Here is a 15,341-nt window from a genome sequence, read left to right on the forward strand (position 1 = left end):
TAAATCTGCGGGATCCTTGGTGGCTTGGTTTGCTGACGTGATTCCAGGCTTTCGTGGTTCTTGCCGATCGAGGCCCCTAACCGAGGGTGACCAAGCATGCAAGAAAGCGTGATGCAGCGCATGTGGAACAGCGCCCACCTTTCAGGTGGTAATGCTGCATATGTGGAAGAGCTCTATGAGCTCTACCTGCACGACCCTAACGCTGTGCCAGAAGAGTGGCGCACCTACTTCCAGAAGTTGCCCGCTGAAGGCAGCACTGCTACCGATGTATCGCACTCTACAATCCGCGACCATTTCGTACTGCTGGCGAAGAACCAGCGCCGCGCCCAACCGGTGTCTGCCGGTAGCGTGAGCAGCGAGCACGAGAAGAAGCAGGTTGAAGTGCTGCGTCTGATCCAGGCCTACCGTATGCGCGGCCACCAAGCGGCCAAGCTCGACCCGTTGGGGTTGTGGCAGCGCCCTGCGCCAGTAGACCTGTCGATCAATCATTACGGCTTGACCAATGCCGATCTTGATACGACCTTCCGTGCCGGCGACCTGTTCATCGGCAAAGAGGAAGCGAGCCTACGCGAAATCTTCGACGCTTTGCAGCAGACATATTGCCGCACCATTGGCGCCGAGTTCACCCACATCGTCGACTCCGAGCAGCGTAGCTGGTTCCAGCAGCGTCTCGAGAGCGTGCGTGGCCGTCCGGCGTTCTCCGCCGACATCCAGAGCCACCTGCTCGAGCGCGTCACTGCCGCCGAAGGTCTGGAAAAGTACCTGGGCACCAAGTACCCGGGCACCAAGCGTTTCGGTCTGGAAGGTGGCGAAAGCCTGATTCCGATGCTGGACGAACTGATCCAGCGTTCCGGTTCCTACGGCACCAAGGAAGTCGTGATCGGCATGGCCCACCGTGGCCGCCTGAACGTGCTGGTCAACACCTTCGGTAAAAACCCGCGCGAGCTGTTCGACGAGTTCGAAGGCAAGAAGAAGGTCGAGCTGGGCTCCGGTGACGTGAAGTACCACCAGGGCTTCTCGTCCAACGTGATGACTGCCGGTGGCGAAGTTCACCTGGCGATGGCGTTCAACCCGTCCCACCTGGAAATCGTCTCGCCAGTAGTGGAAGGTTCGGTACGCGCTCGCCAGGACCGTCGCAACGACACCGTTGGCGACAAGGTTCTGCCGATCTCCATCCACGGTGACGCCGCCTTCGCGGGTCAGGGCGTGGTCATGGAAACCTTCCAGATGTCGCAAACCCGCGGTTTCAAGACCGGCGGTACCGTGCACATCGTGATCAACAACCAGGTTGGTTTCACCATCAGCAACCCGCTGGACTCGCGCTCCACCGAGTACGCCACCGACGTCGCCAAGATGATCCAGGCGCCGATCCTGCACGTGAATGGTGATGATCCGGAAGCGGTGCTGTTCGTGACCCAGTTGGCGGTCGATTACCGCATGCAGTTCAAGCGTGACATCGTCATCGACCTGGTCTGCTACCGTCGTCGCGGCCACAACGAGGCCGACGAGCCGAACGGCACCCAGCCTCTGATGTATCAGCAGATCGCCAAGCAGCGCACCACCCGCGAACTCTATGCCGAAAGCCTGACCCAGGCTGGTCGTCTCGACGCCGATCGCGTCCAGGCCAAGGTCGATGAGTACCGCAACGCGCTGGACAATGGCCTGCACGTGGTGAAGAGCCTGGTCAAGGAGCCGAACAAAGAGCTGTTCGTTGACTGGCGTCCTTACCTGGGCCATGCCTGGACCGCGCGTCACGACACCCGTTTCGACCTCAAGACCCTGCAGGAACTGTCGGCCAAGCTGCTGGAACTGCCCGAAGGTTTCGTGGTTCAGCGTCAGGTGTCGAAGATCTACGAAGATCGCCAGAAGATGCAGGCCGGTGGCTTGCCGATCAACTGGGGTTATGCCGAGACCATGGCTTACGCCACTCTGCAGTTCGAAGGTCACCCGATCCGCATGACCGGCCAGGACATCGGCCGTGGCACCTTTTCGCACCGCCATGCGGTGTTGCACAACCAGAAGGACGCCAGCACCTACATTCCGCTGCAGAACCTGTTCCCGGGTCAGCCGCGGTTTGACCTGTACGACTCCTTCCTCTCAGAAGAAGCCGTGCTGGCCTTCGAATACGGCTACTCAACCACCACGCCAAACGCGCTGGTGATCTGGGAAGCCCAGTTCGGTGACTTCGCCAACGGTGCGCAAGTGGTTGTCGATCAGTTCATCACCAGCGGCGAGCACAAGTGGGGTCGTCTGTGCGGTCTGACCATGTTGCTGCCACACGGTTATGAAGGTCAGGGCCCTGAGCACTCCTCGGCACGTCTTGAGCGTTACCTGCAACTGTGCGCCGAGCACAACGTCCAGGTTTGCGTACCGACCACCCCGGCACAGATCTACCATCTGCTGCGCCGCCAGGTGATCCGTCCGCTGCGCAAACCGTTGATCGTACTGACGCCGAAGTCGCTGCTGCGCCACAAGCTGGCCATCTCGACTCTGGAAGATCTGGCCGAAGGCTCGTTCCAGACCGTGATCCCGGAAATCGATACTCTCGATCCGAAAAAGGTCACTCGCCTGGTCCTGTGCAGCGGCAAGGTTTACTACGATCTGCTGGAAAAACGCCGTGCCGAAGGTCGTGAAGACATCGCCATCGTGCGTATCGAGCAACTGTATCCGTTCCCTGAAGACGATCTGGTTGAAATCCTCGCGCCATACACCGAACTGAAGAACGTGGTGTGGTGTCAGGAAGAACCGATGAACCAGGGCGCCTGGTACAGCAGCCAACACCACATGCGCCGTATCCTCGGTCGTCACAACAAGGCGCTGGTCCTTGAGTACGCCGGTCGTGATGCGTCTGCGGCTCCAGCCTGTGGTTACGCTTCGATGCACGCCGAGCAGCAGGAAAAACTGCTGCAAGATGCTTTCACTGTTTAATGCCTTCGCGCACCAGAAACCGAATTTAAGGAACCACTGATAATGGCTATCGAGATCAAAGCCCCTACTTTCCCGGAATCGGTTGCCGATGGCACCGTTGCCACCTGGCACAAAAAACCGGGCGAAGCCGTCAAGCGTGACGAACTGATCGTCGACATCGAGACCGACAAGGTCGTCCTGGAAGTACTGGCCACCGCTGATGGCGTCCTGGGCGCAATCGTCAAGAACGAAGGCGACACCGTTCTGTCCGACGAAGTTCTGGGTTCGATCGAAGCCGGTGGCGCTGCCGCCGCTCCTGCCGCCGCTGCCCAAGCTGCCGCGCCTGCCCAGGCCGCTGCTGCCGACGCTGGCGAAGACGACCCGATCGCTGCTCCAGCCGCGCGCAAGCTGGCTGAAGAAAACGGCATCGACCTGGCCAGCGTTGCTGGTACCGGTAAAGGCGGTCGCGTGACCAAGGAAGACGTCGTGGCTGCTGTTGCCGCCAAGAAGTCCGCTCCAGCCGCGGCGCCTGCTGCCAAGCCGGCCGCAGCTGCTGCCGCTGCTCCTGTTGTCGCCACCGGCGACCGCACCGAGAAGCGCGTTCCGATGACCCGCCTGCGCGCCAAGGTTGCCGAGCGTCTGGTTGAAGCACAGTCGAACATGGCCATGCTGACCACCTTCAACGAAGTCGACATGACCGAAGTCATGGCCCTGCGTTCGAAGTACAAGGACCTGTTCGAGAAGTCCCACAACGGCGTACGCCTGGGCTTCATGTCGTTCTTCGTCAAGGCCGCTACCGAAGCGCTGAAGCGTTTCCCGGCAGTCAACGCGTCGATCGACGGCAGCGACATCGTCTACCACGGTTACGCTGACGTCGGTGTTGCTGTCTCCAGCGACCGTGGCCTGGTGGTACCGGTTCTGCGCAACGCCGAGCTGATGAGCCTGGCCGAGATCGAGAACGGCATCGCCACCTTCGGCAAGAAGGCCCGTGACGGCAAGCTGTCCATCGACGAGATGACCGGCGGCACCTTCACCATCACCAACGGCGGTACTTTCGGTTCGATGATGTCGACCCCGATCGTCAACCCGCCGCAAGCCGCCATTCTGGGCATGCACAACATCATCCAGCGTCCTATGGCCATCAATGGCCAGGTCGTGATCCGTCCGATGATGTACCTGGCGCTGTCCTACGATCACCGCCTGATCGACGGTAAAGAAGCTGTGACTTTCCTGGTGACCATCAAGAACCTGCTGGAAGACCCGGCGCGTCTGCTGCTGGATATCTAAACACGCAGTTGCAAGCTACAGGCGGCGAGCTTCGAAACAGAAGCCGCTTGCCTTGTAGCGTGTGGCTTGCTGCTTGTAGCTATAAAGGAATCTTTTATGAGCCAGAAGTTCGACGTAGTAGTAATTGGTGCAGGTCCTGGCGGCTACGTGGCCGCTATCAAGGCCGCGCAACTGGGCCTGAAGACCGCTTGCATCGAGAAGTACACCGATGGCGAGGGCAAACTGGCCCTGGGCGGCACCTGCCTGAACGTTGGCTGCATTCCATCCAAGGCGCTGCTGGACAGCTCCTGGAAGTACAAGGAAGCGAAAGAGAGCTTCAACGTCCACGGTATCTCCACCGGTGAAGTCAAAATGGACGTCGCCGCGATGGTTGGCCGCAAGGCCGGTATCGTCAAGAACCTGACCGGTGGTGTTGCCACCCTGTTCAAAGCCAACGGCGTTACTTCGATCCAGGGCCACGGCAAGCTGCTGGCTGGCAAGAAAGTCGAAGTCACCAAGGCTGACGGTACTACCGAAGTCATCGAAGCCGAAAACGTGATCCTGGCGTCCGGCTCCCGTCCGATCGACATTCCGCCAGCTCCGGTTGACCAGAACGTTATCGTCGACTCCACTGGCGCCCTGGAATTCCAGGCCGTGCCGAAGCGCCTGGGCGTTATCGGTGCCGGTGTGATCGGTCTGGAACTGGGTTCGGTCTGGGCTCGTCTGGGCGCGGAAGTTACCGTCCTGGAAGCCCTGGACACCTTCCTGATGGCTGCTGACGCTGCCGTCTCCAAGGAAGCGCTGAAAACCCTGACCAAACAAGGTCTGGACATCAAGCTGGGCGCTCGCGTAACCGGTTCCAAGGTCAACGGCGAAGAAGTCGAAGTGACCTACACCGACGCCAACGGCGAACAGAAAATCACCTTCGACAAACTGATCGTTGCGGTCGGCCGTCGTCCGGTGACCACCGATCTGCTGGCTGCCGACAGCGGCGTGACCATCGACGAGCGCGGCTTCGTCTTCGTCGACGACCACTGCGCTACCAGCGTTCCTGGCGTTTTCGCCATCGGTGACGTGGTTCGCGGCATGATGCTGGCACACAAGGCTTCGGAAGAGGGCATCATGGTCGTCGAGCGCATCAAGGGCCACAAAGCCCAGATGAACTACGACCTGATCCCGTCGGTTATCTACACCCACCCGGAAATTGCATGGGTCGGCAAAACCGAGCAAACCTTGAAGGCTGAAGGCGTTGAGGTTAACGTGGGCACCTTCCCGTTCGCGGCCAGTGGCCGTGCAATGGCCGCAAACGACACCGGTGGTTTCGTCAAGGTCATCGCCGATGCCAAGACCGACCGCGTCCTGGGTGTACACGTGATTGGCCCAAGCGCTGCCGAACTGGTTCAGCAGGGTGCAATCGCAATGGAATTCGGCACCAGTGCCGAAGACCTGGGCATGATGGTCTTCTCCCATCCGACCCTGTCCGAAGCGCTGCATGAAGCCGCGCTGGCTGTGAATGGCGGTGCCATCCACGTAGCCAACCGTAAGAAGCGTTAACTATAAGAAAACCACGGCGGGCGGCCCGTCGTGAGTCTTGCGTGCATGACTCACCGCGGAAAGTCCGCCGGACTCGAACTCCCGGAGCATACCGGGAGCAAGCGGTCACAGGTGGCGCGGCACTCCAGTGGAGCGCAGCGCCGAAGCGCAGTACCTAACGAAGACGGTAAAAAGCATGAATCTTCACGAGTATCAGGGTAAGCAGCTGTTCGCTGAATACGGCCTGCCAGTTTCCAAGGGTTTCGCAGTCGACACCCCTGAAGCAGCAGCAGAAGCCTGCGAAAAAATCGGTGGCACCGAGTGGGTTGTCAAAGCCCAGGTTCACGCCGGTGGTCGCGGTAAAGCGGGTGGCGTCAAGCTGGTTCGCAGCAAGGAAGACGCCAAGGCGTTCGCTGCGCAATGGTTGGGCAAGCGTCTGGTGACTTACCAGACCGACGCCAACGGTCAGCCAGTGACCAAGATCCTGGTCGAGTCCTGCACTGACATCGCCAAAGAGCTGTATCTGGGCGCTGTAGTCGATCGTTCGAGCCGCCGTATCGTGTTCATGGCTTCCACCGAAGGTGGCGTGGACATCGAGAAAGTCGCTCACGACACTCCCGAGAAGATCATCAAGGCTACTATCGATCCACTGGTCGGCGCTCAGCCGTTCCAGGGTCGTGAACTGGCTTTCCAGCTGGGTCTGGAAGGCAAGCAAGTTGCTCAGTTCGCCAAGATTTTCGTAGGCCTGGCCAAGCTGTTCAAAGAACACGACCTGGCCCTGCTGGAAGTCAACCCGCTGGTGATCAAGGCTGACGGCGATCTGCATTGCCTGGACGCCAAGATCAACATCGACGCCAACGCCATGTACCGTCAGCCTAAGCTGAAAACCTTCCACGACCCGTCCCAGGACGATCCTCGTGAAGCCCACGCTGCCAGCTTCGAGCTGAACTACGTGGCGCTGGAAGGCAACATCGGTTGCATGGTCAACGGTGCTGGCCTGGCCATGGGTACCATGGACATCGTCAACCTGCACGGCGGCAAGCCAGCCAACTTCCTCGACGTGGGCGGCGGTGCTACCAAAGAACGCGTTACCGAAGCGTTCAAGATCATTCTGTCCGACAGCAATGTCGCGGCCGTTCTGGTCAACATCTTCGGCGGCATCGTTCGTTGCGACATGATTGCCGAAGGCATCATCGGTGCAGTGAAAGAAGTTGGCGTCAAGGTACCGGTTGTTGTTCGTCTGGAAGGCAACAACGCTGAACTGGGCGCTAAAGTACTGGCAGAAAGCGGTTTGAACATCATTGCGGCCACCAGCCTGACCGACGCTGCTCAACAAGTTGTCAAAGCTGCGGAGGGCAAGTAATGAGCGTCCTGATCAATAAAGACACCAAAGTTATCTGCCAGGGCTTCACCGGCTCGCAAGGTACCTTCCACTCCGAACAAGCCATCGCCTACGGCACCAAGATGGTCGGCGGCGTTACTCCAGGCAAGGGTGGCACCACCCACCTGGGCCTGCCGGTGTTCAACACCGTCAAGGAAGCTGTGGAAGCTACCGGCGCTGACGCTTCGGTCATCTACGTTCCGGCTCCTTTCTGCAAAGACTCGATCCTGGAAGCGGCCTTCGGCGGCATCAAGCTGATCGTCTGCATCACCGAGGGTATCCCTACCCTCGACATGCTGGATGCCAAGGTCAAGTGCGACGAGCTGGGTGTTACCCTGATCGGCCCTAACTGCCCAGGCGTCATCACTCCGGGCGAGTGCAAGATCGGCATCATGCCAGGTCACATCCACTTGCCAGGCAAGGTCGGTATCGTTTCCCGTTCCGGCACCCTGACCTATGAAGCGGTCAAGCAGACCACTGACGCCGGTTTCGGTCAGTCCACCTGCGTTGGTATCGGTGGTGACCCGATCCCAGGCTCGAACTTCATCGACATCCTGAAGCTGTTCCAGGAAGACCCGAAAACCGAAGCCATCGTCATGATCGGTGAAATCGGTGGTTCGGCCGAAGAAGAAGCGGCTGCCTACATCAAGGCACACGTGACCAAGCCAGTGGTTTCCTACATCGCCGGTGTGACTGCCCCAGCGGGCAAGCGCATGGGCCATGCTGGCGCCATCATCTCTGGCGGCAAAGGCACTGCGGACGAGAAGTTCGCTGCCCTGCAGGACGCGGGCGTCAAAACCGTGCGTTCGCTGGCCGACATCGGCAAGGCCCTGGCCGAGCTGACCGGTTGGGAAGCCAAGAAGTAATCCTTCTTCGCTGATGCAGTAGAGAAAGGCCACCTTTGGGTGGCCTTTTTCGTTGGGGTAAATTTTGATTCAGCGCAACCGTTTGCGACATAGAGATTCGCTTATCGGACAAGCCGCCTTGCGGTCGTGCGCCGGCCCGGCAAATTCGTTAACATGCGCACTCTTTTTGTGCCCGCTCCCCAAAAGGGAGCGCCACGCGTTAAAGGTCCGCCTCATCCGGGTGGATAAAACATTTCCCTAATCCAAGGGGAAATCCCTCTCTAAATTCCGATTTCAGTAGTGTGGTATTTCCTTAAATGAAAGTGTTGAAAGGCCAGGACATCCTGGCGCTTGGCTTCATGACGTTCGCGTTGTTCGTCGGGGCCGGCAATATTATTTTCCCGCCAATTGTTGGCTTGCAGTCCGGTCCGAACGTGTGGATGGCAGCATTGGGCTTCCTGGTCACTGCGGTAGGCCTACCGGTCGTGACCGTTGTCGCGCTGGCCAAGGTCGGTGGCGGCATGGACGCGCTGAGCAGTCCGATCGGTAAGGTGGCCGGTGGCCTGTTGGCGGCCGCTGCGTACCTGGCTGTCGGCCCGCTGTTCGCCACTCCGCGTACCGCTACTGTGTCCTTCGAAGTGGGCGTGGCGCCGTTGACCGGTGAGAGCCCGATTGCACTGTTCATCTACAGCCTGGTGTATTTCACCGTCGTGCTGGCGGTGTCGATGTATCCGGGCAAGCTGCTGGATACCGTCGGTCGCTTCCTCGCGCCGCTGAAGATCATCGCCCTGGCGGTGCTTGGCATCGCGGCGTTCGCGCTGCCCGCCGGCACCATCGGTGAAGCTCAGCCGGCCTACGTCGCGGCGCCGTTCTCGCAGGGGTTCATTCAGGGTTACCTGACCATGGATACCTTGGGTGCACTGGTGTTCGGCATCGTTATCGTCAACGCGATCCGTTCCCGTGGGGTTGAGTCGCCGCGACTGATCACCCGTTACGCGATCATCGCCGGCCTGATCGCCGGCCTTGGCCTGACCCTGGTGTACGTCAGCCTGTTCCGCCTGGGTGCCGGCAGCCATGACATCGCGGCCAACGCCGGCAATGGCGCGGTGGTCCTGCACGCGTATGTGCAGCACACCTTCGGCTCGCTGGGCAGTGGCTTCCTCGCCGTGCTGATCGCGCTGGCGTGCCTGGTAACTGCGGTTGGCCTGACCTGCGCCTGCGCCGAGTACTTCAGCCGTATCCTGCCGCTGTCCTATCGTGCGCTGGTGGTCCTGCTGGCGGCGTTCTCGCTGTTGGTCTCGAACCTCGGCCTGACCAAGCTGATCATGTTCTCCGTGCCGGTACTCACCGCGATCTATCCGCCGTGCATCGTGCTGGTAGGCCTGAGCTTCTGCAAAGGTATGTGGCATTCGCAAACCCGCATCATGGCGCCTGTGATGGCGGTCTCGCTGCTGTTCGGCGTGATCGATGCCCTCAAGGGCGCGAAGCTGGATGCCTGGATGCCGGCGTCGTTCGCTCACCTGCCGCTGAGTGATAAGGGATTGGCCTGGCTGGTTCCATGCGTAGCGACCCTGTTCGTCGCCGTGGTCTGCGACCGTATGCTCGGCAAGCCGCGTGAAGTGATTGCCTGACTGGATCGCCAAAGGGCAGGGTAAGGCCACAAGCCACTGATACCCGGCCCGGGCGCTTCCAAGAGCCCCGTCTCCTACCCAGGAGGCGGGGCTTTTGCTTTCTGGAGGGCAAGCCTCTTCTTGTCGCTTGCAGCTATAAGCTCGAAGCTGCCTTTTTAGTGTCTTTTTCTGTTCGTTGGCGTCGAAACCCGGTCGCTGCACTTTACTGTGCAGGCCAACTTCTTCCGGGAATGTCCATGAGCTTCATTCAAAGCAATCTGATCAATCTTCTGGCTGCCGTCTGGTTCATCGCCTGCTGGGGCGGTTACACCCGTTACGCGACCTGGAAGGGCCGCGATACCGCGTGCCTGGCCAGCGTGATGCACCTGTACCGTGAAGACTGGATGCGCCGCATGCTGCTGCGCGACAACCGGATCGCCGACGCCAGCGTGATCGGCAACCTTGAGCGCAACGCTTCGTTCTTCGCCTCCAGCACCCTGATCATTCTCGCCGGTATTCTCACCGTGCTCGGCTCTTCGGATCGGGCGCTGTCGTTGCTGGCCGACCTGCCATTGGTGCAGCAGGCGTCTCAGAGCATGTCCGAGATCAAGCTGCTGTGCCTGGCCATGGTCTTCGTCTACGCCTTCTTCACCTTCAGTTGGTGTATGCGCCAGTACAACTTCGCGGCAGTGCTGGTGGGCTCGGCGCCGATGATCGGTGAGCGCCAGGTCAGCGAGATGGAGCGCAAGGCCTTTGCTTCGCGGGGCGCCCGGGTCATTTCGATGGCGGCAAATCAGTTCAACTTCGGCCTGCGTTCCTACTACTTCGGAATGACCATGCTCAGCTGGTTCATCAGCCCGTGGATGTTCATGGTGATGAGCGCGGGTGTGGTGCTGGTGCTCTACCGTCGGGAGTTTCATTCCGACGTGCTCGACGTGATGGTCTATACCCCTACAGACGTATCATCGTCCGAACCGGGCAAGGAGGCACTTCCGTGAGTATTCCGTTCTGGTGTGTATTGATCAGTGCCGTGCTGATTTTTGTCGCGCGAATCCCGGTGAGCCGGGCCATGAAAGAGCAGGGCGGTTATGACAACCATCTGCCGCGGGAGCAGCAGGCACGCTTGACTGGTCTCGGTGCCCGGGCCGTAGCGTCGCACCAGAACAGTTTCGAGGCGTTCATGCTGTTTTCGGTGGGTGTGCTGATGGCGCATACCACGCAAACACAAGGTTTTCTGATCGATGCACTGGCGATCATTTTTGTTCTGGCGCGGATTATTTATCTGCCGCTGTACTGGTATGACTTTGCCTGGCAGCGCACACTCGTTTGGAGTGTTGGTCTGATTTGTTCACTCTTGTTGATGTTGAGCCCAACGTTCAGACAGCTTTTGATATGAATAAAAAAACCCGACCTGAGTCGGGTTTTTTTATTCCAGCAAGAACGCTTACTTGGCAGGTTCTGCAGGAGCAGCTGGTGCAGCAGGGGCGGCTTCTGGTGCTGGAGCCGGAGCGGCTGGAGCGGCTTCTTCAGCAGCTTTCTGTTGCGCTTCGGCACTGTCTTTGGCGGCTTCGGCGTTTTCTTTGGCAGCCTCGTTCACTTTATCCTGAGCTTCGTCCATCTTCTGCTGGGCTTGCTCGGCATGTTGTTGGGCGTCTTGAGCCTTGTTCTCGCTGGCTTTATCGCAAGCGGCGAGGCCCAGAGCAGCGGCGAGCATAACGGCATAAGCAAAAGGTTTACGCATGGGGTGTTTCTCCTTGTGGAATAACTTTACTTAAACCATTCGAGTTGTCTCTACCGGTTTAAGTTCCGCGCACCATACACATATATAAGTTACGGATCCATATAGACTTTTTGCTGGTCTTATGCAGGTCCGCACAAGGGTCGAGGAATAACCAGAAATGAATGAAACGCCGTTGATGGGGCGTGCCAGGCGCTTCCTTTCCGCCTTGCGCCACTGCCAGGTACTGAACATGCAAGTTCAAGCCGCGGACGACACAGGCATCACGCTGCTGCTGCCTTATTCGCCCTCTATTGTTGGCAACCCGCAGACCGGGTCGATCCATGGCGGCGCCATCACCACGCTGATGGACACCGCGCTCGGGATGGCCACGCTGTGCGTCTTGCCTGAATTCGAGGTGTGCCCGACCCTTGACCTGCGCATCGACTACATGAGCCCGGGTGTTGCCAATCAGGATGTGTACGGCCATGCCCACTGCTATCGGGTCAGTCGCGACGTGATCTTCATTCGCGGCACTGCCTACCAGGACGATCCCGCGCAACCGATCGCCGAAGTCGTCGGCACTTATATGCGCCTGGGCAAGGACATCAAGGGCGGCCTGGGCTTCTCCCGCAAGTTGAAGGAGGGCACGCAATGATCCCGACCGATATCCACGCTCAACTGCGCGAAGCCCATGCCCGGGGCGACTACTCGCAGCTGCTGCAATTCATTCCTTATGCCGGGCTGATCGGCATCCAATGCAGCCGCGACGGCGATGACCTGCTGTTCCGCCTGCCGGCCAATCCGGACAATATCGGCAACCCCTTGCTGCCGGCGATCCACGGCGGCGTGATCGCCGGCTTCATGGAGTTGTCGGCGGCGCTCTACCTGCTGATCTTCAGCGAGAGCGCGAGCGTACCGAAGATCATCGACTTCTCCATCGACTACCTGCGTGCCGGACATTTCCGCGACACCTACGCGCGCTGCCAGTTGTGGCGGCAGGGGCGGCGGGTCACCAACGTGGCGATTACCGCTTGGCAGACCGATCCAGGCGAGCCGATCGCCACCGCTCGCGCGCACTTCAAGATCAAAGAGCTGACCGCGCCCTTGAAATAGCCGGGTACGTCCCCCATCTGCTGTTCATCCCGCCACGCAAGGTCGGGCGAGTGCCTTCGGGCCCGTCAGCCAGCGTGACCAATGCCATCAGATCGGAGTTTTGAAGACCATGAGCGTGGAGTCACAAAAAGAAACCCTGGGCTTCCAGACCGAGGTGAAGCAACTGCTGCACCTCATGATCCACTCGCTGTACTCGAACAAGGAAATCTTCCTCCGGGAACTGATTTCCAACGCCTCCGACGCCGTGGACAAACTGCGTTTCGAAGCGCTGTCCAAGCCTGAGCTACTGGAAGGCGGCGCGGACCTGAAAATCCGCGTCAGCTTCGACAAGGATGCCGGTACCGTCACCCTCGAAGACAACGGCATCGGCATGAGCCGCGAGGACGTGATCGCGCACCTGGGCACCATCGCCAAGTCCGGCACCGCCGACTTCATGAAAAACCTCACCGGCGACCAGAAGAAAGATTCGCACCTGATCGGCCAGTTCGGTGTGGGCTTCTACTCGGCGTTCATCGTCGCCGACAAGGTTGATGTATTCAGCCGCCGTGCCGGCCTGCCGGCCGCCGAAGGCGTGCACTGGTCGTCGAAGGGCGAAGGTGATTTCGAAGTTGCCACCGTCGAAAAGGCCGAGCGCGGTACCCGCATCGTCCTGCACCTGAAAAAAGACGAGACCGAGTTCGCCGATGGCTGGCGTCTGCGCAACGTCATCAAGAAATACTCCGACCACATCGCCCTGCCAATCGAACTGCCGAAGCAGGTCGAAGTTGCCGAGGGTGAAGAAGCGCCGGCCGAAGAATGGGAAACCGTCAACCGCGCCAGCGCCCTGTGGACCCGTCCGCGTACCGAGATCAAGGACGAGGAATACCAGGAGTTCTACAAGCACATCGGCCACGATTTCGAGAACCCGCTGGCCTGGAGCCACAACAAGGTCGAAGGCAAGCTGGAGTACAACTCGCTGCTGTACGTCCCGGCCCGCGCGCCGTTCGACCTGTACCAGCGCGAAGCGCCACGCGGCCTGAAGCTGTATGTGCAGCGCGTGTTCATCATGGACCAGGCGGAATCCTTCCTGCCGCTGTACCTGCGCTTCATCAAGGGCGTGGTCGATTCCAACGACCTGTCGCTGAACGTCTCCCGTGAAATCCTGCAGAAAGACCCGATCATCGACTCGATGAAATCGGCGCTGACCAAGCGTGTCCTGGACATGCTGGAGAAGCTGGCGAAGAACGAGCCTGAGCAGTACAAGTCGTTCTGGAAGAACTTCGGCCAGGTGCTGAAGGAAGGCCCGGCGGAAGACTTCGCCAACAAGGAGAAGATCGCCGGCCTGCTGCGCTTTGCCTCCACCGGCGACGACAGCGGCGAGCAGAGTGTGTCCCTGGCCGACTACCTGGCGCGCGCCAAGGAAGGTCAGGACAAGATCTACTTCCTCACCGGCGAATCCTACGCGCAGGTCAAGAACAGCCCGCACCTGGAAGTCTTCCGCAAGAAAGGCATCGAAGTGCTGCTGCTGACCGACCGTATCGACGAGTGGCTGATGAGCTACCTGAGCGATTTCGACGGCAAGGGCTTTGTCGATGTCGCCCGCGGCGACCTGGACCTGGGCAAGCTGGACTCCGACGAGGACAAGAAAGCCCAGGAAGAAGTCGCCAAGGACAAGGAAGGCCTGGTCGAGCGCCTCAAGGCCGCGCTGGGTGACAGCGTCAGTGAAGTGCGCGTCTCGCACCGCCTGACCGACTCGCCGGCGATCCTGGCCATCGGTGAACAGGACCTGGGCCTGCAAATGCGCCAGATCCTCGAAGCCAGCGGGCAGAAGGTGCCGGATTCCAAGCCGATCTTCGAATTCAACCCGAGCCACCCGCTGATCGAGAAACTGGATCACGAGCAGAGCGAAGACCGTTTCGCCGACTTCTCGCACATCCTCTTCGATCAGGCCGCACTGGCTGCGGGCGACAGCCTGAAAGACCCGGCGGCCTATGTTCGCCGCTTGAACAAACTGCTGGTCGAACTCTCGGTTTGATCTAGTGTTGGAAAAGCCCGCTTCGGCGTGATGCCAGTCAGTTAGGGCAGTTGGGGCCTTCGCGAGCAAGCTCGCTCCTACAGAATAGACACTGAACCTGTAGGAGCGAGCTTGCTCGCGAAGGGCCCCAATCGCTTTAACTGACAGGCGCTACGCTTCGGCGGGCTTTTTTCATGGTGCAAGGAGGATTGAATGAGCAAGGTGACAATCGAGTCGCTGGTTTACCACATCGCCGGCAAAGCCTATGAAAGCCGTCTGGTCTACACCCATGGCGCGTTGCAGCAGCCCGGGTTGGTGATGGCGCCGAACTGGATGGGTATCAGCGAAGGCGCCGAGCGCATCGCCAAGGCGGTGGCGGAGCAAGGTTATGTGGTTTTGATCGCCGACCTTTACGGTCAGTCGGTGCGTCCACAGAACGCTGATGAGGCGGGGGCGGCGATGATGCCGCTGAAAAGCGACCGTGCCGAGTTGCGCAAACGTATGCAGGGCGCCCTGGCTCAACTGCTTGGGCAGTCGAAGGCGGTGCTGACGCCCGGCAAGCTGGCGGCGTTCGGTTTCTGTTTCGGCGGTTGCTGCGCGCTGGAACTGGCCCGTGACGGCGCGCCACTGAGTGCTGCCGTGTCGTTCCACGGCACATTGGACACGCCGAACGCCGAGGATGCCCGCAACATCAAAGGCTCGGTGCTGGTGTTGCACGGTGCGTCGGATCCGCTGGTGCCACGCGAGCAGTTGCCGGCGTTCGAAGCGGAAATGAATGCTGCCGGTGTGGATTGGCAGTTGCTCAGCTACGGCGGCGCGGTGCATTCGTTCACTGACCCGGCAGCCAATGTGCCGGGCAAGATGAAATACGACGCGCGCACGTCAAAGCGGGCGTTCCAGGCGATGCACAACCTGCTGGACGAAGTGTTCAAGGCCTGACCTTATCGCTGCGGTTCGGCGTCCTGAACCGCAG

General features: G+C 59.8%; 13 protein-coding genes. 12 read left to right on the plus strand and 1 reads right to left on the minus strand.

Going from position 1 to position 15,341, the window contains the following annotated elements:
• Positions 1-96: 96 nt before the first annotated feature.
• From CKW37_RS18180 to CKW37_RS18215, 8 genes are all read left to right on the plus strand, one after another.
• Positions 97-2,928 (plus strand): 2-oxoglutarate dehydrogenase E1 component, encoded by a 2,832-nt coding sequence (locus CKW37_RS18180; RefSeq protein ID WP_095157092.1) that lies wholly within the window; start codon positions 97-99, stop codon positions 2,926-2,928.
• A 42-nt stretch (positions 2,929-2,970) separates the two neighbouring features.
• Complete coding sequence (gene odhB, locus CKW37_RS18185; protein ID WP_095157093.1) at positions 2,971-4,194, plus strand: 2-oxoglutarate dehydrogenase complex dihydrolipoyllysine-residue succinyltransferase; 1,224 nt, start codon at positions 2,971-2,973, stop codon at positions 4,192-4,194.
• A gap of 96 nt (positions 4,195-4,290) precedes the next feature.
• Positions 4,291-5,727, plus strand: a complete 1,437-nt coding sequence (gene lpdA, locus CKW37_RS18190; protein ID WP_095157094.1) for a dihydrolipoyl dehydrogenase — start codon at positions 4,291-4,293, stop codon at positions 5,725-5,727.
• 175 nt (positions 5,728-5,902) lie between these two features.
• On the plus strand, positions 5,903-7,069 hold the full coding sequence (gene sucC, locus CKW37_RS18195; RefSeq protein ID WP_038613110.1) for an ADP-forming succinate--CoA ligase subunit beta: 1,167 nt from the start codon (positions 5,903-5,905) through the stop codon (positions 7,067-7,069).
• Complete coding sequence (sucD, locus tag CKW37_RS18200) at positions 7,069-7,953, plus strand: succinate--CoA ligase subunit alpha (protein ID WP_003254203.1); 885 nt, start codon at positions 7,069-7,071, stop codon at positions 7,951-7,953. Before sucC ends, sucD begins: the two co-directional genes overlap by 1 nt.
• Before the next feature lie 296 nt (positions 7,954-8,249).
• Positions 8,250-9,563, plus strand: a complete 1,314-nt coding sequence (gene brnQ, locus CKW37_RS18205) for a branched-chain amino acid transport system II carrier protein (RefSeq protein ID WP_095157095.1) — start codon at positions 8,250-8,252, stop codon at positions 9,561-9,563.
• A gap of 236 nt (positions 9,564-9,799) precedes the next feature.
• Entirely contained in the window at positions 9,800-10,540 is a 741-nt protein-coding gene (locus CKW37_RS18210; RefSeq protein ID WP_095157096.1) for a DUF599 domain-containing protein, read from the plus strand.
• Complete coding sequence (locus CKW37_RS18215; protein WP_095157097.1) at positions 10,537-10,938, plus strand: MAPEG family protein; 402 nt, start codon at positions 10,537-10,539, stop codon at positions 10,936-10,938. Before CKW37_RS18210 ends, CKW37_RS18215 begins: the two co-directional genes overlap by 4 nt.
• Before the next feature lie 48 nt (positions 10,939-10,986).
• Here the strand turns inward: CKW37_RS18215 and CKW37_RS18220 are convergent, their stop codons facing one another.
• Positions 10,987-11,283 carry a hypothetical protein gene (locus CKW37_RS18220; protein ID WP_095157098.1) on the minus strand — a complete coding sequence of 99 codons (297 nt, stop codon included), beginning with the start codon at positions 11,281-11,283 and terminating at the stop codon, positions 10,987-10,989.
• Between the two features lie 157 nt (positions 11,284-11,440).
• On the opposite strand from CKW37_RS18220, the gene CKW37_RS18225 reads away from it, so the two are divergent.
• The 4 genes from CKW37_RS18225 (at position 11,441) to CKW37_RS18240 (ending at position 15,307) form a co-directional block, all read left to right on the plus strand.
• A complete protein-coding gene (locus CKW37_RS18225) occupies positions 11,441-11,917 on the plus strand; it encodes a PaaI family thioesterase (RefSeq protein WP_095157099.1) in 477 nt (158 codons plus the stop codon).
• Positions 11,914-12,375 carry a PaaI family thioesterase gene (locus tag CKW37_RS18230; protein ID WP_095157100.1) on the plus strand — a complete coding sequence of 154 codons (462 nt, stop codon included), beginning with the start codon at positions 11,914-11,916 and terminating at the stop codon, positions 12,373-12,375. Before CKW37_RS18225 ends, CKW37_RS18230 begins: the two co-directional genes overlap by 4 nt.
• A gap of 109 nt (positions 12,376-12,484) precedes the next feature.
• Complete coding sequence (htpG, locus tag CKW37_RS18235; RefSeq protein ID WP_095157101.1) at positions 12,485-14,389, plus strand: molecular chaperone HtpG; 1,905 nt, start codon at positions 12,485-12,487, stop codon at positions 14,387-14,389.
• A gap of 192 nt (positions 14,390-14,581) precedes the next feature.
• Positions 14,582-15,307: a dienelactone hydrolase family protein gene (locus CKW37_RS18240; protein WP_095157102.1), complete on the plus strand. Its 726-nt coding sequence runs from the start codon at positions 14,582-14,584 to the stop codon at positions 15,305-15,307.
• The last annotated feature ends 34 nt before the right edge of the window (positions 15,308-15,341 follow it).

This window comes from Pseudomonas sp. Irchel 3E13 (assembly GCF_900187455.1).
Lineage (GTDB): Bacteria > Pseudomonadota > Gammaproteobacteria > Pseudomonadales > Pseudomonadaceae > Aquipseudomonas.

Bases quoted from the DNA above. Each gene is read 5' to 3' on its own strand.
- CKW37_RS18180 (WP_095157092.1), top strand. From the start codon at position 97: ATGCAAGAAAGCGTGATGCAGCGCATGTGGAACAGCGCCCACCTTTCA.
- odhB (WP_095157093.1), top strand. From the start codon at position 2,971: ATGGCTATCGAGATCAAAGCCCCTACTTTCCCGGAATCGGTTGCCGAT.
- lpdA (WP_095157094.1), top strand. From the start codon at position 4,291: ATGAGCCAGAAGTTCGACGTAGTAGTAATTGGTGCAGGTCCTGGCGGC.
- sucC (WP_038613110.1), top strand. From the start codon at position 5,903: ATGAATCTTCACGAGTATCAGGGTAAGCAGCTGTTCGCTGAATACGGC.
- sucD (WP_003254203.1), top strand. From the start codon at position 7,069: ATGAGCGTCCTGATCAATAAAGACACCAAAGTTATCTGCCAGGGCTTC.
- brnQ (WP_095157095.1), top strand. From the start codon at position 8,250: ATGAAAGTGTTGAAAGGCCAGGACATCCTGGCGCTTGGCTTCATGACG.
- CKW37_RS18210 (WP_095157096.1), top strand. From the start codon at position 9,800: ATGAGCTTCATTCAAAGCAATCTGATCAATCTTCTGGCTGCCGTCTGG.
- CKW37_RS18220 (WP_095157098.1), bottom strand. From the start codon at position 11,283: ATGCGTAAACCTTTTGCTTATGCCGTTATGCTCGCCGCTGCTCTGGGC.
- CKW37_RS18225 (WP_095157099.1), top strand. From the start codon at position 11,441: ATGAATGAAACGCCGTTGATGGGGCGTGCCAGGCGCTTCCTTTCCGCC.
- CKW37_RS18230 (WP_095157100.1), top strand. From the start codon at position 11,914: ATGATCCCGACCGATATCCACGCTCAACTGCGCGAAGCCCATGCCCGG.
- htpG (WP_095157101.1), top strand. From the start codon at position 12,485: ATGAGCGTGGAGTCACAAAAAGAAACCCTGGGCTTCCAGACCGAGGTG.
- CKW37_RS18240 (WP_095157102.1), top strand. From the start codon at position 14,582: ATGAGCAAGGTGACAATCGAGTCGCTGGTTTACCACATCGCCGGCAAA.